The organism is Bradyrhizobium sp. 25ACV (assembly GCF_054863005.1).
The window spans coordinates 275,416-292,499 of the sequence record NZ_JAVAYO010000002.1; the positions used below are offsets into that span (position 1 = coordinate 275,416).

Here is a 17,084-nt window from a genome sequence, read left to right on the forward strand (position 1 = left end):
ACTAGAGGCTTCCTACAACCGCTTCATTCATAACTATTGCGCCGCAATCATTGTTGGCTGCGTGCAATGGGATGGAAGCAATGCCTGAATTCGACTGGCGATCGCCAGATTCGTTTAAGAGCCTGGAGAACGCTGAGATCACTCACATCGCCTGGGAAGGCCTTCGTATGAACGTGGACTATCAACGCGACTACGAAGCGATGATTGCGAATAGCCCAGATGGCGAAGTGACCGAGGAATTCAGGAGGAGGTGGGGTATCTGCTTTCGCCCATGACCCGCAAAAGTCCTCCAAACAGCAGGCAATCTTTTGGACACCTGAGGTTCTAGCGTCCGTTGTCCCCGTGACAAGTGCGCCGGCGGTTTCTCACAGGTCAGCGTCTTCGGCACTGCTCGACTTCACTGCCGGACAGGTGTGCCGCGCCCCCGACGGTTGGCACGCGGTGCTGCACATCGGCTCGGTGGAGCATCGCATCTGGTCAAAACAGCCGCTGACCGCAGGCACTTACTATGCGGCTGAGTTGCCGCTTGACCGCGATTTCGAAGCGCGCGCGCACGCTGCCACGCGGCTATGGCGCACGATGAATGGACGCGCGCCAGGACCTGCCTTCCGTCGCTTGTCAAAACAGCGGCGCGAACGAATATGCGCAGCCCTTGGCGCAGTCGCCGCGTATTTCGCCGGCGCGACCTATCGCAGCATCGCAGAGGCTCTGTTCGGCGAAAAGCGCATGCCGGATCGCGTCTGGAAAACGCACGATTTGCGCAGCCGAACAATCCGCCTCGTACAAAGCGGCCTTGCGCTCGTGCGCGGAGGCTATCGCAAACTTCTGCGGCCCGGGCGCAGGGACAAGTAGCGCTGCCACCGGGGGTGCCGAAAATCCGCGCCCCGATATTCGGCATCCTCCTCCGAGAACTTGCTTCTCCATGATGACCGCACACACGCCGGTGCCGCCATCCGCAGTTCGCTGTCCTCTTGGAGTTCTCAAATGCCCGATCCGATGGCCGGTCTGCCCCCGCGCTTCCTGCGTACATCGGAGGCCGCGCGTTATCTTGGCCTTTCCGGTCGCACGCTGGAGAAGCACCGCACGTACGGCACCGGGCCGACGTATCGGAAGATTGGCGGGCGTGTCGTCTACGCCGTAGATGACCTGAAAGCATGGGCTGATCTCGGCGCCAAAACCTCGACCTCCGATCCCGGCAAAGGGACTGTGCTGCCCGCAAAGAAGCACCCGACGCTGCGCCCCTATGCGGGCCAGGAACGTCGCTGATCCCTGTTTGAGAGCGATGGTCATGCGACGCAAACACCATTCCGAGCGCAACCAGCTTGAGCTCTTCCGCGCACTGCCCGGTGATCTCGCGCCCCGCGACGCGCAGGATCTGATGGCTTATCCATTCTTCTCGCTCGCGAAAACAAAGCGCATTGTGCCGATCGATTTTCGTACCGGTGCGATCACAATTCGCGTCGAAGCGGTGCCGGAACACGGCATGGCGACCATTTGGGATGCGGACGTCTTGATCTGGGCCGCTTCCCAGATCGTCGAGGCCCGTGACGCTGGCTTGAAGACGTCCCGCTTGATGGCTGCAACGCCTTACGAGATTCTGACGTTCGTCGGCCGCGGCACCAGCTCGCGCGACTATGACCGCCTGAAGGCGGGGCTCGACAGGTTGCAATCGACGACCGTGTTGACGTCAATTCGCCAGATTGCAGAACGACGGCGGCATCGTTTCTCCTGGATCAACGAATGGAAGGAGACGGCTGACGCAAACGGACGCCCGTTCGGGCTCGAACTGATCCTGCCCGATTGGTTCTATTCCGGCGTGATCGATGACGCGCTCGTGCTCACGATTGATCGCGCGTATTTCGATCTGACGGGCGGACTTGAGCGCTGGCTTTACCGGCTCGTGCGCAAGCATGGCGGCCGGCAGCAGGGCGGCTGGAGTTTCGATCTTGTGCATCTCCATGCCAAGTCCGGCAGTCTCTCGCCTCTCAAGCATTTTGCATACGACGTGCGTCAGATTGTCCAGCGCCAGGCATTGCCTGGCTACCAACTCGTGCTCACGCGCGATCGCGATGGCGCCGAGCGGTTGAAGTTCGCGCCCGCGCTCATCAATCCATTCACCGAGAGACTTCGCAAGCGCGGTCTCCTTCCGAAATCGGGAGGCAACCTGTGAATCAGCTCGTGCTATCGGGGACCGCAACCCTCGTGCCATCAGGGACCCGACCCTCGTGCTATCGGGGACCGGAATCGGATCGAAGTCCTTGTTCTTTAGCGCTTTTCAGCCGCCGTAACTCTTCTAACCAGAAATCCTTCGGATTTCTTCTAACGGACCGCGCCTTCGGGCCTGATGAGGATAACCACCACGGTCCGCCTGTTCTGCCTCGCCACAGTGAAGGCGAGGGCGAGGACGCGCTGTCGCAATTCCGCTCCCGCCAGGCAACCAGAACCTTTCTGTACTCGGAGCGCACCATGAACAATTTCACTGAAGTCGAACTCCTTTGGCTCGAGAAGCGCATTGAGAACCGCATCCGGTTCGGCCACTCCGTCGAGGAGAGAATCCTCGATCGCCGCCGACGCGTGCTGTCCTTTGCGCCCGGCAGCATCTTCGCGTTCGTACGCTGGACATCAAACGACTTCGGAACGGCAATCTCACGGATCGATATTCTGCGCGCGGTGGTACCGGGACAACGATGCTCCACGGTGCCCTATGTGAAGCCCGGCGGGGACATTCTCCTGCGCCTATCCGGCTGGCCCAAGGTCGAACGGGTGCTTCAGTTGATCGACGCTGTCGAGGCACTCGACATCGATCCCGCGGACGCTGCGCCCGATTACTGGCATCATGTTCATAACCGCATGTCGGTCAATGAAAACCCCCGCCCCTACACGAAAGCGAGACACCAGGCGTGGCTTCAACGGCAGAGGACCATGCGATGACAGGTCCGTGGAAGACCTTGGTCACGATGTTCGGCGGCGCTGCTGCTCTTCTCGTACCGATAGTTCTCGACCTGACACCACTCTACGTCTGGAATGCATCTGACAGCGTGCCAATCGGCCTGTATCGCTTGCAACCTGCGGAAAAGCTGTTCGTGACCGAGTTGCTCGCCGTTCAGCCGCCGGAGCCGCTTGCAACCTTCCTTGACGCGAGCGGCTATCTGCCGGCCGGGATACCAATGCTCAAGCGCGTGCTGGCGCTTCCGGGGCAGACCGTCTGTAGAACCGGGCTCGCAGTTACCGTCGACGCGATCGAAATGGGCGAGGCAAGGGATCGCGATGGCCGCGGCCGTCCCCTCCCGAAATGGCAGGGTTGCCGCGTCGTCGGCGAGGGCGAACTCTTTGTCATGAACTGGCAATCCGCCGGCTCGCTGGACGGAAGATACTTCGGCTTTCTGCCGGCATCCGCCGTCCTTGGGCGTGCGCTCCCCGTGTGGACCTGGGAGGACTGAGCGTGCGGGTGTTGGGATTCCGATCTGCTATTCCGCTGTTCGACCGAATGTCGCCCCATTCCTCCGTCCCGGCCAACGATCGCGGAGCCCTCGCGCGCAGGGCCGGTCCAGCGCCCGCCCCGGACTTCGTCCGTGGGCGGCCGATGGGCCGGCGCCAGGCGACCTTAGCCCGGAGGAGCACGAACACAAGGGCATGCTGGCGTTCAGTCGAAACAAGCCTTCGCTCCGTCGTGCCGTTGTTCCTTGCGCTGACGATCAGTGATGCTGCGGCTTTCGCCGAGACACGATCGGCAGAGCATACAGCGAACTCTCAAACCAGCGAAGCGTTTGCACCGATCATTGACGAGGCCTCGCGCCGCTTCGGCTTACCAGTGTACTGGATACGCGCCGTCTTGGAAGTCGAGAGCGCTGGAGACGTGTGCGCCAAATCCCCGAAAGGTGCCATGGGGCTGATGCAGATCATGCCGCAGACTTGGGCCGAGCTTCGCCTGCGATACCAGCTTGGCAACGATCCCTACGATCCCCACGACAACATCCTTGCTGGTGCGGCCTATCTCCGGGAACTGCAGGACCGATACGGTTCGCCGGGCTTCCTCGCAGCCTACAATGCGGGACCTGGTCGCTACGAAGAACATCTCGCTGGTCGAGCATTGCCAGCTGAAACCCGAGCTTATTTGCAGAAGCTTGCACCAACGATCGGCAGCGATATTTCCGTTCCTGGGGCGGTCGCCAGGTTGCAGCCGTCGGGAACGACGCTATTCGCTGTGCGGTCCGAAAGCCTCAAGAGCACCACGTCGGCGCAGCGCGGCCTCATGCTGGATCACACTCCGATCGCGGGCGTTGCACACGACATTTCAGCCATCGTACCCCAAGCAACCGGGCTTTTTTCCGCGAGCTTTGTTGCGGGAGGTCGGCGATGAGCGAATGCATAAGCGCGCATGCATTAGCGTTCCGTAGAGAGAAATGGGCGGAAAGGAGGGGACGGTCGGAAGACACGAGTAAGCGTTCGGCGGCTGCACATCGGGCAGCTCGTGATATCAGTCGTCAGTTTCCACGTCGCGGGCGCCCCGTGACGGACATTCGGTTTACATTCGAAACGCCGCAACACGATCATGACGCTAAGACGTTCGGGTTTGCTACTGAAGGACCCTCGCTCACGCGGCAAGAGTTCGCTGAGGAGTGCGATAATAACGTGCTGATGGCATACGGGCGATGCCTTCGGCCCGCGCTCTACTCGTCGCTTCGCTCCTCACCGAGCCACCCTACGGGTGTCTCGGCCCTTCGGGTAACGATCGCTATCGCAAACGCTCGCAAACAGTGGGGGCTTCGCAAGTCAACTGCGAAGTCGCGGCGGCTCTTTCGCAATGAATCGGCCACCAGCCGAGGTGTTCGGGCAGGCGCTATTAGAGGATCCACCGCAACGACCCGAACTGCATTTTGTCGCAAACCGCCGCGAGCACCGACAGCCTGTTGGCTTGGAAGTTGGGCCCTGGGAACCAGGGACCGGGAGAACATGAGCATGACGGCAGGACGGCGAGATAAAAGGGGCTCGCCGGTCGAACCGCAAGCCATTGACATGGCTTGGGTTCTGGCGTGCCGGTCGGTCGGGGCGCGTGCCGCGCCGTACATTTTGAACAGCGCAATCAAGCAGATTTTCGGCACTGTAGCTGCCTTGGCGCCTTTCGAGGTCCGGCAATGACCCTGCGTGACAGCGATCTGCGCATTCGGCCCGGGCGCATCCGCAGCACCCGCGCGCCCAAGCCGAAGAGCTTCATCAACCAGGTGCTACGTGCCGCGAAGAAAGCCGGACACACGTCGGGTCAGGGCAGGTTTGGCAGGCGTTCTGCGGCCTATGGGCGCTCGACGTTTGGCCGCGGCCGGCTGTCCTTTGGTCGCAGCCGGTTGTTCAGTCCGACGCGGCGCGTTGTGGTGAAGGCGCGCATCGTGCGTCACAAGGGACGTTCGTTCCGCTCGGCGCCGCTGACGGCTCATCTTTCATACCTCAAGCGCGACGGAGTAACCCGGAACGGCGAGCGGGCCGAGATGTTTGATGCTGGCAGCGATCGAGCTGACGGTGCGGCCTTCGCAGAACGCTGCGAGGGCGACCGCCATCATTTTCGATTCATTGTCTCGCCCGAGGATGCCGCCGACATGACTGATCTCAAGGCCTTCACCCGTGATCTGGCCAAGCAGATGGAGATCGATCTCGGAACGCAGCTCGAATGGGTGGCCGTCGATCACTGGAATACGGACAACCCTCACATCCATCTTCTCGTTCAGGGAGTCGATGAGACAGGCGCAGACCTCGTGATCTCCCGCGACTACGTCAGCCGCGGCCTGCGCTCACGCGCCGAGGAGTTGGTCGGCATCGAACTGGGTCCAAGACCTGAGCATGAAATCCGCAATGCGCTGGAGAGAGAAGTCACGGCAGAGCGATGGACGCGGCTCGACCGGGAGATCTGGCAGGTCGCCGACGAAACCGGCTATATCGATCTTCGCCCCGACAATCCCGGCAGCTCCGATCCCGAAATCCGGCGCCTGATGGTCGGCCGCCTTCAGCACCTGGAGAAGATGGGCCTTGCTGCGTCAGCTGCGCCAGGGGAGTGGATGGTCGGGCTCGAGGCTGAACGTAATCTCCGCGACCTCGGCATGCGCGGCGACATCATCAAGACCATGCATCGCGCCTTCAGCGAGCGTGGGGAAGCGCGTGGCGTGTCCGACTACGTCATCGAAGGTGGACAGCCAAGCTCCCAGATTATCGGACGACTGGTCGATCATGGATTGCATGACGAGCTCACCGGCGAGGCCTACGCCCTGATCGACGGAACAGACGGGCGCGCGCACCACGTCCGGTTCCGAGGAATCGAAGCTTTCGAACATGCGCCATCCGTCGGCGGTATGGTCGAGGTCCGGCGCTTCGGTCCGGCCGATGATCCGCGCCCGACATTGGTCCTTGCGGCCCGTTCTGATCTCGATCTTGGCGAGCAGGTCGCCGCGAAAGGCGCCACCTGGCTCGACCACCGGCTGGTTGAATCCAACCCCATGCCGCTCGCCATGGGCGGCTTCGGTCGCCAGACGCGCGACGCTCTCGAAGCTCGCACAGAGCATCTGGTTCGGGAAGGTCTGGCGCGACGGCAGGGCCAGCGCATCACATTCCAGCGTGATCTCCTGAACACGTTGCGCCGACGCGAGCTGGACGAGGTGGCGGCAAGAATCTCGGCGCAGACCGGCCTGCCTCACGTGAAGGGCGCCTCGGGCGAGCACGTAGCGGGCACGTATCGTCAGCGGTTGACGCTCGCCTCGGGGCGTTTCGCCATGATCGACGACGGGCTCGGATTTCAGCTGGTGCCCTGGTCGCGCGAGCTTGAGAAAAGGTTGGGCCAGCACGTTGCCGGCACCACGAAGGAGGGCGGCGGGATCGAATGGAGCTTCGGCCGGAAGCGCGACCTCAGCCTGTAGCTATCTTGTCAATTGCTCGAAAGGTGTTCGGGATGTCCGGAACCAAAATCCTATGGGGACAGGTGATTGTCGTCGGCCTGATCGTCTTGCTCGCCATATGGGGTGCGACCGAGTGGACGGCCTGGCGCCTCGCCTATCAGCCGGAGCTTGGGCAGCCGTGGTTCGAGTTGTCGGGCTTCAAGATCTATTACCCGCCCGTCTTCTTCCGGTGGTGGTTCGTCTACGACGCCTATGCCCCTCAGGTCTTTGTCGAAGGTGCATTCATCGTGGCCTCGGGGACCTTTGTTTCGATCGCGGTCGCGATCGGCATGTCGGTCTGGCGGGCGCGCGAGGCCAAGAATGTCCAGACCTACGGCTCGGCGCGGTGGGCCGATCCGCGGGAGGTGCAGGCGGCCGGACTTTTGGGTGGGGACGGGGTCGTGCTTGGCAGGCTGGCGGAGGATTACCTCCGCCACAACGGACCGGAGCATGTGCTCTGCTTTGCGCCGACCCGGTCCGGCAAGGGCGTTGGCCTTGTTGTTCCTTCCCTCCTCACGTGGCCAGACTCGGCAATCGTGCACGACATCAAGGGCGAGAACTGGCAGCTCACGGCCGGGTTTCGGTCCCGACATGGCCGGGTGTTGCTGTTCGATCCGACCAATCCAAAATCGTCTGCCTACAACCCACTTCTCGAAGTACGCCGCGGCGAATGGGAGGTTCGGGACGTCCAGAATGTTGCGGACGTGCTGGTCGATCCGGAAGGGTCGCTCGACAAGCGGAACCACTGGGAGAAGACCAGCCATTCGCTGCTTGTCGGTGCCATCCTGCACGTCCTCTATGCAGAACTTGACAAGACGCTCGCCGGGGTCGCGGCCTTTTTGTCGGACCCGAAGCGCCCAATCGAAGTCACGCTGAAGGCAATGATGACAAGCTCGCACCTTGGTGAGCAGGGTCCACATCCCGTTGTCGCCTCAACCGCGCGAGAACTGCTGAATAAGTCTGAGAACGAACGCTCTGGCGTGCTCTCGACCGCGATGTCGTTCCTTGGACTCTATCGGGATCCGGTGGTGGCGCAGGTGACAAGCCGATGTGACTGGCGGATCGCGGACCTGATTGCCGATGCTCGTCCGACGACGCTCTATCTTGTCGTGCCTCCGTCCGACATCTCCCGGACGAAGCCGCTCATACGTCTCGTGCTCAATCAAATTGGCCGTCGCATCACCGAAGATCTGCAAGCCAACAACCGCCGCCACCGCGTCCTGATGATGCTGGACGAGTTCCCGGCACTGGGACGTCTCGATTTTTTCGAGTCGGCGCTCGCGTTCATGGCCGGATACGGGATCAAGGCCTTCCTGATTGCACAGTCGTTGAACCAGATCGAGAAGGCCTACGGCCCCAACAATGCGATTTTGGACAATTGCCATGTCCGCGTGAGCTTCGCAACAAACGACGAGCGGACCGCAAGACGCGTTTCGGACGCGCTTGGGACTGCGACCGAGATGCGAGCCATGAAGAACTATGCCGGCCATCGGCTGAACCCGTGGCTTGGCCATCTGATGGTCTCGCGGCAGGAGACCGCACGCGCCTTGCTCACGCCCGGCGAGGTGATGCAGCTTCCTCCCACCGACGAAATCGTGATGGTGGCCGGGACGGCGCCGATCCGAGCCAGGAAGGTGCGCTACTACGAAGACAGACGGCTTACCGAGCGCATTCTCTCACCGCCAGAGCCGGCCAGGCTGGGGCGGTCTTCCCGGGAAGATAGTTGGTCCAGCCTCAAGCTCCCCGCGCGGAATGGCGCAACCGTCCAGACCGAAGACTCCGAAACCGATGCCGCCAACAGCGGTCTGCGCCGGGAACCCGAACTTCCTGACCACGTCGCCATCGTCAAAGAGACAACCGATGTGACGCCGACAGAAGAGTTTGCCGTCCTGGACGACGACGATGAGGCCGTGCGTCAAGCCCGGCTTCTTCGCCAGCAGATGCGGGGCGTGGCCCGCCAGGCGGCGCTTGACCCGAACGATGGCATTGATCTCTGAGGTCCCATGCGCAACCGCATGAACGTGTATTTCCCCCCGGAGCTTCTGAAGCAGATTTCCGACCTTGCCGATCGCAAAAAGCTCTCGCGATCGGCCATCGTCGAGGCGGCCGTCATCTCGTTTCTGTCACCGGATGGAGTCGATCGCAGAGAGGCAGCGTTCGCCCGCCGGCTGGACCGGTTGTCCCGGCAAGTGCAGAGACTTGAGCGGGATGTCGGGCTGACAGCCGAGACCCTGGCCCTGTTTGTTCGGTTTTGGCTGACGATCACGCCTCCCTTGCCGAACGAAGCCCAGGCCGCCGCTCAGATCAAGGGACGTGAGCGCTTTGAAGGCTTCGTCGAGACATTGGGCCGCCGCCTGCAAAAGGGCCAAAGCTTCTTGCGGGAGATTCCGGACGATGTCGTTCATGGAGCGCCCGAGGATTCCACCAAATGATTGCGCCGGCCTTGCTGGTTGCTCCGGCCTTTCTCTTTCTACGCCAGACTACGACGGAGATGATCGCCTGGTTGCAGGAAGGTCGTTGGTGGTTTTTCTAATCATCCCCATCCGAGGGCGCTGCTTTAGCCCTCGATCGGTGGGGGGCAGGCAGTGGCAATCCATTCTCTTCAGTCGGAGGCGATCTCGCGTGGCGCGCGGATGCTCCGCAGCGCGCTGGGGCTCGCCATCGCGCGCTACCTCGAAGACGATGCGATCGTCGAGGTCATGCTGAACCCTGACGGCCGGTTGTGGATCGACCGGCTCTCCAGCGGACTGACTGATACAGGTGAACAACTCTCCGCCGCCGATGGCGAGCGCATCATTCGCCTGGTGGCACATCATGTGGGGGCCGAGGTCCACGCCGCCGCGCCCCGTATTTCTGCTGAATTACCCGAGACCGGAGAGCGCTTCGAAGGCCTATTGCCTCCTGTCGTCGCGGCACCAGCGTTCGCCATTCGCAAGCCCGCCGTCGCCGTCTTCACGCTCGACGACTATGCCAAGGCGGGCATCATGACGGCCGATCACGCCATGGCACTGCGCCAGGCCGTCGCCTCGCGCAAAAACATCCTGGTCGCTGGCGGCACATCAACGGGCAAGACCACGCTCACAAACGCATTGCTTGCCGAGGTCGCGAAGACCAGTGACCGGGTCGTGCTGATCGAGGACACCCGCGAGTTGCAATGCAAAGCACCGAATCTGGTCGCGCTGCGCACCAAGGATGGCGTGGTCTCGCTCTCGGATCTCGTGCGCTCCTCACTTCGACTGCGTCCAGACCGCATTCCCATTGGCGAGGTGCGGGGCGCTGAGGCGCTTGATCTGCTCAAGGCCTGGGGAACCGGTCACCCCGGCGGTATCGGCACCATCCATGCGGGCACTGCGCTCGGCGCTTTACGCCGGCTGGAGCAGCTCATCCAGGAAGCCGTGATGACCGTGCCGCGCGCCCTGATTGCCGACACCATCAACGTCGTTGCGGTCCTGTCCGGGCGCGGTGCCGAGCGCCGGCTTGCCGAACTCGCGCGCGTCAACGGCCTCGGAGCGGCCGGGGATTACAGCCTTTCACCAGCAGGAGACCTCACATGAGCAATCGAAACATGAGCAATCGAAACCGAGTTCCGCATTGGAGCGTTTCCATCGCCGCGCTGGGTGCGGTCCTGCTCATAAGTCCGCCCGCCTGGGCCGCCGGCTCCAACATGCCATGGGAGCAGCCGCTCAATCAGATCCTGCAGTCGGTTGAAGGACCGGTCGCCAAAATCATCGCCGTCATCATCATCGTCGTCACGGGCCTGACGCTTGCCTTTGGCGATTCCTCGGGCGGCTTTCGCAGGCTGATCCAGATCGTGTTCGGGCTTTCGATCGCGTTCGCAGCTTCGAGCTTCTTCCTGTCGTTCTTTTCGTTCGGCGGCGGCGTGGTGGTGTGATGGACGAGCCCGTCGCAGGATTTATCGCGCCGGTGCATCGGGCTCTGACGGTGCCGATCCTGATGGGCGGAGCACCCCGGTCGGTCGCCATCGTTAACGGGACGCTCGCCGCAGCCCTTGGGCTGGGATTGCGCTTGTGGATCGCCGGTCTCCTGCTCTGGGCCATTGGGCACGCGGCGGCTGTATGGGCTGCCAAGCGAGACCCCGCATTCGTCGAAGTGGTGCGCCGTCACCTGCGCGTCCCAGCCCATCTCAACATCTAGAGCTCTTTCCATGATGAATCTCGCGGAATACCGCCGATCGAGCAAGCGGCTTGCCGATTTCCTGCCTTGGGTGGCCCTGGTCGACGCGGGCATCGTCCTGAACAAGGACGGCTCATTCCAGCGAACGGCCAGATTCCGCGGACCAGACCTCGACAGTGCCGTTCCGGCCGAGCTCGTGGCCGTGGCCGGTCGTCTCAACAACGCTCTGCGCCGCCTGGGATCCGGCTGGGCCGTCTTCGTGGAGGCGCAGCGCCATTCCGCAGGAGCGTATCCGCCCAACGCTTTTCCGGACGTCGCATCCGCGCTGGTTGATGCCGAGCGCCGGGCGCAGTTCGAGGAAGAGGGCGCCCATTACGACTCGAGCTATTATCTGACTTTCGCTTACCTGCCGCCGGCCGAGGATGCGGCCAGGGCGGAGCGGCTTCTTTATGAAGGCAGCAGTCGCACGCCAAGTGCCGACGCGCGCGAGGTGCTCAGCGGCTTTGTCGACCGAACCGACCGCGTGCTGCAGCTTGTCGAGGGCTTTATGCCTGAATGCGCCTGGCTCGACGACGAGGAGACGCTGACTTACCTGCATTCGACGATCTCGACCAAACGGCATCGGGTTCGTGTGCCCGAGATCCCCATGTATCTCGACGCGCTGCTCGCTGACCAGCCGTTGACCGGCGGTCTCGAGCCGATGTTGGGCACAGCGTACCTGCGCGTTCTGACCGTCGTCGGATTTCCGACAGCGACCACGCCCGGAATTCTCGACGACCTCAATCGTCTCGCTTTCCCGTACCGCTGGTCGACCCGGGCGATCATGCTCGACAAAACGGATGCCACAAAGCTCCTGACGAAAATCCGGCGCCAGTGGTTCGCCAAGCGGAAGTCAATCGCCGCGATCCTGAAGGAGGTGATGACCAACGAGGCATCCACGCTTCTCGATACCGACGCTCACAACAAGGCGATGGATGCGGACGCGGCGCTTCAGGAGCTTGGTTCGGACCAGATCGGAGAGGCCTTCGTGACGGCGAGCGTTACCGTTTGGGGCCGGGATGCGCGCTCGGCCGACGAGAGATTGCGACTCGTCGAGAAGGTCATTCAGGGGCGCGACTTCACTTGCATGATCGAGACGGTGAACGCCATCGAAGCGTGGCTCGGCAGCCTGCCTGGACAGGTATATGCCAACGTCCGGCAGCCGCCCCTCTCGACCCTCAACCTTGCTCACATGATTCCGCTGTCGGCCGTATGGTCCGGAGAGGCGCGGGATCAGCATTTCAAGGCTCCACCCCTGCTTTTTGGCAAGACAGAAGGATCAACTCCGTTCCGTTTCGCGCTTCACGTCGGCGACGTCGGACACACGCTTGTGGTTGGCCCGACCGGTGCCGGCAAGTCGGTCCTGCTGGCGCTGATGGCGCTCCAGTTCCGCCGCTATCCCCAGTCTCAGGTCTTCGCCTTTGATTTTGGAGGCTCAATCCGGGCGGCAGCCCTCGCGATGGGCGGCGATTGGCACGATCTCGGCGGCGCGCTGTCGCAAGATGCGTCCGAGCCGGTCGCGTTGCAGCCATTGGCCTGGATCGACGACACGGCGGAACGGGCCTGGGCCACGGACTGGGTTGCCTCGATCCTTGCCCGCGAGAAGATCGAGATCACGCCGGAGGCGAAGGATCATTTATGGTCCGCGCTGACCTCCCTTGCGTCAGCGCGCCTCCCGGAGCGGACCCTGACAGGGCTGTCCGTTCTGCTCCAGTCGACGACGCTGAAACGCGCTTTGCAACCCTATTGCCTCGGTGGGCCCTATGGGCGGCTGCTCGATGCAGAATTCGAACGAATTGGCGAGGGGTCGGTCCAGGCGTTCGAGACCGAAGGACTGATTGGAACGGACGCGGCGCCCGCGGTGCTGGCCTATCTGTTCCACCGCATTGGCGACCGCCTCGATGGCAGGCCGACGCTCATGATCGTCGACGAAGGCTGGCTTGCGCTTGATGACGCGGATTTTGCCGGCCAGCTCCGCGAATGGTTGAAGACGCTGCGCAAGAAGAACGCGTCTGTGGTTTTCGCCACACAGTCTTTGTCGGACATCGATGGATCCGACATCGCTCCTGCCATCATCGAGAGCTGTCCGACTCGATTGCTTCTGCCGAACGAGCGTGCGATCGAGCCTCAGATCACCGCGATCTATCGCCGTTTTGGGCTCAACGATCGCCAGATCGAGCTCTTGAGCCGCGCGACGCCGAAACGGGACTACTACTGCCAATCCCGTCGCGGCAACCGCATGTTCGAGCTCGGGCTCGGTGAAGTCGCACTCGCCTTTGCGGCTGCATCATCCAAGACAGACCAGGCCGCAATCGACCGACTGGTTACAGAGCACGGCCGCGAGGCCTTTGTACCTGCTTGGCTCCAGCACCGCGGAGCCGGTTGGGCCGTAGACCTCATTCCCAATCTTGGCAATCTGGAGAAGTCGCAATGAGCCGTCGTCGTCTCGGTCTGGCGATCAGCATCGTTGCTGCCTCGCTTCTGGCAGCCGTGCCTAGCAGGGCGCAATGGATCGTCTTTGATCCCAACAACTACGTCCAGAATGTCCTGACCGCAGCACGAGAGCTGCAGCAGATCAACAATCAGATCACCTCGTTGCAGAACGAGGCGCAAATGTTGATCAACCAGGCGAAGAACCTGGCAAGCCTGCCATATTCCTCGCTGCAGCAGCTCCAGAGCTCGATTCAACGCACCCAGCAGCTTCTCAGCCAGGCCCAGCGCATCGGCTATGACGTGCAGCAGATCGATCGGGCCTTCGCCACCAGCTACGGACCAGCAACCAGCAGCCAATCCGATTCAGCGTTGATCGCAGGTGCGCAATCGCGCTGGCAGGACTCGGTCGTGGGATTTCAGGACGCACTTCGTGTGCAAGCCGGCGTTGTCGGAAATCTCGACACAAACCGCATTCAGACCTCAGCACTGGTGAGCTCAAGCCAGGGTGCAAGCGGCGCCCTGCAGGCCACGCAAGCCGGGAACCAGATCCTCGCACTCCAGGCGCAGCAGCTCGCCGACTTGACGGCTGCCGTGGCGGCGCAAGGCAGGGCTCAATCGCTCGAATCTGCACGACGCGCCGCTGCTCAGGACCAAGGTCGCGAGCAGCTTCGGCGCTTTCTGACGAGCGGTCAGGGTTATCAATCCTCCAACGTGCAGATGTTTCATTGATGAGCGATCAAAAGGCATTCCAAGCATTGTCGCTCGCCATCACGGTGATTGGCGGAGTGGCACTCATCGTCGCATGCACGATCCAGCTACGCGGTCCGGACAGAGTCACGGGTCCGAAGCCATCGAGCACAACAGCCAGCGGCACAATGGAATCCGACCTCACCCGCTGCCGCACCGTGACGTCAGAGCATTCCGCGGCATATCAGGATTGCCAAAGGATCTGGGCCGAGAACCGGCGCCGATTCTTCGGCCAAGGGGTGAGCTCGACCGGTCCCGCTGTCAACGATCGAGCCAGCTCGCCGTTGCTGTCAGCGCCGAAAGATCAGAGCCGAATGCCTCAAGGCGATCCCTCCGTCGCGTCACCCGAGGGAGGTGATCAATGACGGGCACAGGAATTATCGATCAGTTCCTCGAGACCTTCACCCGCTACATCGACAATGGCTTTGGGCTTCTTGGCGGCGAGGTCGGTTATCTTGCGACAACGCTGGCTGCGATCGATATCACCCTGGCCGCCCTGTTCTGGAGCTGGGGCACGGATGAGGACATTGTCGCGCGGCTCGTCAAGAAAACCCTGTTCGTCGGTGTCTTCGCCTACCTGATCGGCAATTGGAATAATCTCGCCCGCATCGTCTTCGAAAGCTTCGCCGGTCTCGGATTGAAGGCCTCAGGTACGGGCCTTTCGGCAGGCGATTTCGTTCACCCTGGAAAAATTGCTCAAGTCGGGCTCGATGCCGGCCGGCCGATCCTGGATTCGATCTCAAACCTGATGGGCTACATCAGCTTTTTTGAGAACTTTGTCCAGATCGTGGTCCTGCTGTTCGCCTGGGCCGTCGTCCTGCTCGCCTTCTTCATTCTGGCGATCCAGCTCTTCGTCACACTGATCGAGTTCAAGCTAACGACGCTGGCGGGGTTCGTGCTGCTTCCGTTCGGCCTGTTCGGCAAGACGGCGTTTGCGGCCGAACGTGTCCTTGGCAATGTCGTGTCGTCCGGCATCAAGGTGCTGGTGCTGGCCGTGATCGTCGGTATCGGCTCGACCTTGTTTTCCCAGTTCACCGCCGGCTTCAATGGCGGTCAGCCGACGATCGAAGATGCCATGACTCTGGTCTTGGCCGCATTGTCGCTTCTGGGTCTTGGAATCTTTGGACCCGGAATCGCGAACGGTCTGGTATCCGGTGGTCCGCAACTCGGAGCGGGCAGCGCGGTCGGTACGGGACTTGCGGCCGGCGGGATGGCGGCAGCAGGAGCCGGTCTGGCTGCCGGCGGTGTCGGCCTCGCCGGCGGAGCGATCGCAGGTGCGGCGCGGGGCGGCAGCGCGATCGCAAGCGGCGCGGCGGCCGCGTACCGGAGCGGCGGCATAGGTGGTGTTGCCGAGGCAGCTGCTTCAGCTTCTGTCAGTCCGCTCCGCAGAGCCTCCGCGGCGATCCACAGCGGCAGCCGGTCCACCAGCACCACCTCTGCCAGCTCGGGCGAAGGTCCGCCGGATTGGGCGCAGCGCATGAAGCGCGCGCAGACAATCAGCCATGGAGTTTCGGCGGCAACTCATGCCGTCCGGTCGGGAGATCATGGTGGAAGTGGCAGTTCGATCGATCTGTCTGACGGAGGGCGCTAGATGTCAAAGTGCCCGTTCGCTGAGAAGCCGCGCGAATACGCCCACAGGACTGACCAGCCAAGTTCAAGCGCGCGCCCTGGTCGGCGCACCTGGCATGGTCCGGCTTGGCAAGCTCTGGTCCTGGTTTCTCAAGCACTCTCGTTGAGCCTTACGCCCGCGCTTCTCTGGCAGGCCATGCATGACCAGACAGCGTCAGTGAGAGCGCAACTGCACGAGAGGCAACAAGTGTTCGAGATGTCGGCGATGCAAGATCGGCCGGACGCTTTCCTTACGCTGCCTCTCGTGCATTTGCTACCTGACCTCCGGGGTTTGAGCTCAAGCGTTCGCAGACGGCAATGCAGGGCCTGCCGTGTCTCGCGTTGCCTTTGCGTGTTCAGACACCTCGTGCGCGTCGAGCAAGCGACGTGATTGCAACCCTCCGCACTCGCCGCCTGGCGATCGAGCAAAATGCAAATCTCAATTCCGTTTCTTGGGGAAATGACTGATGTTCAAGAGGTCTTCGATTCACTACGGGCGAACGCCCGCGCCGGTGACGCCCTACCAGAAGGCGGCGCAAGCGTGGGACGAGCGCATCGGCTCGGCACGTGTGCAGGCCAGAAATTGGCGGCTGATGGCATTCAGCTGCCTGACGCTCTCGTGCGGCCTCGCAGGAGGGCTGGTCTGGCAATCAACGCAAGGAACGATCACGCCGTGGGTCGTCGAAGTCGATCGTCTCGGCCAGGCCCAAAGAATAGCTCCCGCGACGTCCGATTTCGAACCCAGCGATGCTCAGATTGCCTATCACTTGGCTCGCTTTATCGAGGACGTCCGCGGTCTGCCGGCAGACGGCATTGTCCTGCGCCAGAACTGGCTCAGGGCGTACGACTTCACCACCGACCGCGGGGCCGCCGCCCTGAACGAATACGCCAGGAGCAATGATCCATTCGCAAGGCTCGGAAAGACGCAAGTCTCGGTCGAGGTCTCGAGCGTGATCCGCGCCTCAACCGAAAGCTTCCGCGTTGCCTGGGTTGAGCGCGGCTACGAGAACGGATCGCTTGGTTCAACGGAGCGCTGGACCGCCATTCTGACGATCGTCGTTCAGGCCCCTCGCGATGCCGATCGGTTGCGCAAGAATCCTCTCGGCGTCTACGTCAATGCAATCAGCTGGTCGAAGGAGCTCGGGCAATGAAGCCACAATTCTCTCAGGTCCCGACTGGCGTCTCTCCAGGATTATCGGGCAGGGC

18 protein-coding genes are annotated in these 17,084 nt (G+C 62.2%); all 18 read left to right on the top strand.

Annotated elements, in window-relative coordinates; translation table 11 throughout:
• The first annotated feature begins 80 nt into the window (after positions 1–80).
• The 18 genes from RAD04_RS05110 (at position 81) to trbF (ending at position 17,029) form a co-directional block, all read left to right on the top strand.
• A complete protein-coding gene (locus RAD04_RS05110) occupies positions 81–275 on the top strand; it encodes a transcriptional regulator domain-containing protein (protein ID WP_200471987.1) in 195 nt (64 codons plus the stop codon).
• A gap of 166 nt (positions 276–441) precedes the next feature.
• Complete coding sequence (locus RAD04_RS05115; RefSeq protein ID WP_461622881.1) at positions 442–852, top strand: DUF2285 domain-containing protein; 411 nt, start codon at positions 442–444, stop codon at positions 850–852.
• Between the two features lie 132 nt (positions 853–984).
• A complete protein-coding gene (locus tag RAD04_RS05120; protein ID WP_027534820.1) occupies positions 985–1,266 on the top strand; it encodes a helix-turn-helix transcriptional regulator in 282 nt (93 codons plus the stop codon).
• Positions 1,267–1,288: 22 nt separating this feature from the next.
• Complete coding sequence (locus RAD04_RS05125) at positions 1,289–2,170, top strand: replication initiator protein A (RefSeq protein ID WP_270163325.1); 882 nt, start codon at positions 1,289–1,291, stop codon at positions 2,168–2,170.
• Positions 2,171–2,466: 296 nt separating this feature from the next.
• Positions 2,467–2,931 carry a DUF2840 domain-containing protein gene (locus RAD04_RS05130; RefSeq protein WP_270163323.1) on the top strand — a complete coding sequence of 155 codons (465 nt, stop codon included), beginning with the start codon at positions 2,467–2,469 and terminating at the stop codon, positions 2,929–2,931.
• Positions 2,928–3,440, top strand: a complete 513-nt coding sequence (locus RAD04_RS05135) for a S26 family signal peptidase (RefSeq protein ID WP_461622882.1) — start codon at positions 2,928–2,930, stop codon at positions 3,438–3,440. Before RAD04_RS05130 ends, RAD04_RS05135 begins: the two co-directional genes overlap by 4 nt.
• Positions 3,441–3,583: 143 nt before the next feature.
• The gene (locus tag RAD04_RS05140; protein WP_370691913.1) at positions 3,584–4,360 is read left to right on the top strand and encodes a lytic transglycosylase domain-containing protein; all 777 of its coding nucleotides are present in this window, start codon (positions 3,584–3,586) and stop codon (positions 4,358–4,360) included.
• 775 nt (positions 4,361–5,135) lie between these two features.
• Positions 5,136–6,899 (top strand): relaxase/mobilization nuclease domain-containing protein, encoded by a 1,764-nt coding sequence (locus tag RAD04_RS05145; protein WP_461622883.1) that lies wholly within the window; start codon positions 5,136–5,138, stop codon positions 6,897–6,899.
• A gap of 32 nt (positions 6,900–6,931) precedes the next feature.
• Positions 6,932–8,914, top strand: a complete 1,983-nt coding sequence (locus RAD04_RS05150) for a conjugal transfer protein TraG (protein ID WP_461622884.1) — start codon at positions 6,932–6,934, stop codon at positions 8,912–8,914.
• A gap of 6 nt (positions 8,915–8,920) precedes the next feature.
• On the top strand, positions 8,921–9,349 hold the full coding sequence (locus RAD04_RS05155) for a ribbon-helix-helix domain-containing protein (RefSeq protein WP_270163317.1): 429 nt from the start codon (positions 8,921–8,923) through the stop codon (positions 9,347–9,349).
• A gap of 201 nt (positions 9,350–9,550) precedes the next feature.
• Positions 9,551–10,471, top strand: a complete 921-nt coding sequence (trbB, locus tag RAD04_RS05160; RefSeq protein ID WP_461623166.1) for a P-type conjugative transfer ATPase TrbB — start codon at positions 9,551–9,553, stop codon at positions 10,469–10,471.
• An 11-nt stretch (positions 10,472–10,482) separates the two neighbouring features.
• Positions 10,483–10,809, top strand: coding sequence for a TrbC/VirB2 family type IV secretion system protein (locus tag RAD04_RS05165; RefSeq protein ID WP_375859820.1), 327 nt, complete (start codon positions 10,483–10,485; stop codon positions 10,807–10,809).
• Entirely contained in the window at positions 10,809–11,072 is a 264-nt protein-coding gene (locus tag RAD04_RS05170; RefSeq protein WP_461622885.1) for a VirB3 family type IV secretion system protein, read from the top strand. Before RAD04_RS05165 ends, RAD04_RS05170 begins: the two co-directional genes overlap by 1 nt.
• A gap of 10 nt (positions 11,073–11,082) precedes the next feature.
• Positions 11,083–13,524, top strand: coding sequence for a conjugal transfer protein TrbE (gene trbE / locus RAD04_RS05175; RefSeq protein WP_461622886.1), 2,442 nt, complete (start codon positions 11,083–11,085; stop codon positions 13,522–13,524).
• Entirely contained in the window at positions 13,521–14,252 is a 732-nt protein-coding gene (gene trbJ, locus RAD04_RS05180) for a P-type conjugative transfer protein TrbJ (RefSeq protein WP_458176560.1), read from the top strand. The genes trbE and trbJ overlap by 4 nt, the downstream gene beginning before the upstream one ends.
• Positions 14,252–14,635 (top strand): putative entry exclusion protein TrbK-alt, encoded by a 384-nt coding sequence (gene trbK-alt, locus RAD04_RS05185; protein ID WP_461622887.1) that lies wholly within the window; start codon positions 14,252–14,254, stop codon positions 14,633–14,635. Before trbJ ends, trbK-alt begins: the two co-directional genes overlap by 1 nt.
• Entirely contained in the window at positions 14,632–15,861 is a 1,230-nt protein-coding gene (trbL, locus tag RAD04_RS05190) for a P-type conjugative transfer protein TrbL (protein WP_426420811.1), read from the top strand. Before trbK-alt ends, trbL begins: the two co-directional genes overlap by 4 nt.
• Positions 15,862–16,345: 484 nt before the next feature.
• On the top strand, positions 16,346–17,029 hold the full coding sequence (trbF, locus tag RAD04_RS05195) for a conjugal transfer protein TrbF (protein WP_461622888.1): 684 nt from the start codon (positions 16,346–16,348) through the stop codon (positions 17,027–17,029).
• The last annotated feature ends 55 nt before the right edge of the window (positions 17,030–17,084 follow it).

Excerpts from the sequence above, each read along its gene's own strand:
- trbK-alt (WP_461622887.1), top strand. The coding sequence starts at position 14,252 with ATGAGCGATCAAAAGGCATTCCAAGCATTGTCGCTCGCCATCACGGTG.
- RAD04_RS05120 (WP_027534820.1), top strand. The coding sequence starts at position 985 with ATGCCCGATCCGATGGCCGGTCTGCCCCCGCGCTTCCTGCGTACATCG.
- RAD04_RS05125 (WP_270163325.1), top strand. The coding sequence starts at position 1,289 with ATGCGACGCAAACACCATTCCGAGCGCAACCAGCTTGAGCTCTTCCGC.
- RAD04_RS05130 (WP_270163323.1), top strand. The coding sequence starts at position 2,467 with ATGAACAATTTCACTGAAGTCGAACTCCTTTGGCTCGAGAAGCGCATT.
- RAD04_RS05165 (WP_375859820.1), top strand. The coding sequence starts at position 10,483 with ATGAGCAATCGAAACCGAGTTCCGCATTGGAGCGTTTCCATCGCCGCG.
- RAD04_RS05170 (WP_461622885.1), top strand. The coding sequence starts at position 10,809 with ATGGACGAGCCCGTCGCAGGATTTATCGCGCCGGTGCATCGGGCTCTG.
- RAD04_RS05135 (WP_461622882.1), top strand. The coding sequence starts at position 2,928 with ATGACAGGTCCGTGGAAGACCTTGGTCACGATGTTCGGCGGCGCTGCT.
- trbJ (WP_458176560.1), top strand. The coding sequence starts at position 13,521 with ATGAGCCGTCGTCGTCTCGGTCTGGCGATCAGCATCGTTGCTGCCTCG.
- trbF (WP_461622888.1), top strand. The coding sequence starts at position 16,346 with ATGTTCAAGAGGTCTTCGATTCACTACGGGCGAACGCCCGCGCCGGTG.
- trbL (WP_426420811.1), top strand. The coding sequence starts at position 14,632 with ATGACGGGCACAGGAATTATCGATCAGTTCCTCGAGACCTTCACCCGC.
- RAD04_RS05155 (WP_270163317.1), top strand. The coding sequence starts at position 8,921 with ATGCGCAACCGCATGAACGTGTATTTCCCCCCGGAGCTTCTGAAGCAG.
- RAD04_RS05150 (WP_461622884.1), top strand. The coding sequence starts at position 6,932 with ATGTCCGGAACCAAAATCCTATGGGGACAGGTGATTGTCGTCGGCCTG.
- RAD04_RS05110 (WP_200471987.1), top strand. The coding sequence starts at position 81 with ATGCCTGAATTCGACTGGCGATCGCCAGATTCGTTTAAGAGCCTGGAG.
- trbB (WP_461623166.1), top strand. The coding sequence starts at position 9,551 with ATGCTCCGCAGCGCGCTGGGGCTCGCCATCGCGCGCTACCTCGAAGAC.
- RAD04_RS05140 (WP_370691913.1), top strand. The coding sequence starts at position 3,584 with ATGGGCCGGCGCCAGGCGACCTTAGCCCGGAGGAGCACGAACACAAGG.
- RAD04_RS05145 (WP_461622883.1), top strand. The coding sequence starts at position 5,136 with ATGACCCTGCGTGACAGCGATCTGCGCATTCGGCCCGGGCGCATCCGC.
- trbE (WP_461622886.1), top strand. The coding sequence starts at position 11,083 with ATGATGAATCTCGCGGAATACCGCCGATCGAGCAAGCGGCTTGCCGAT.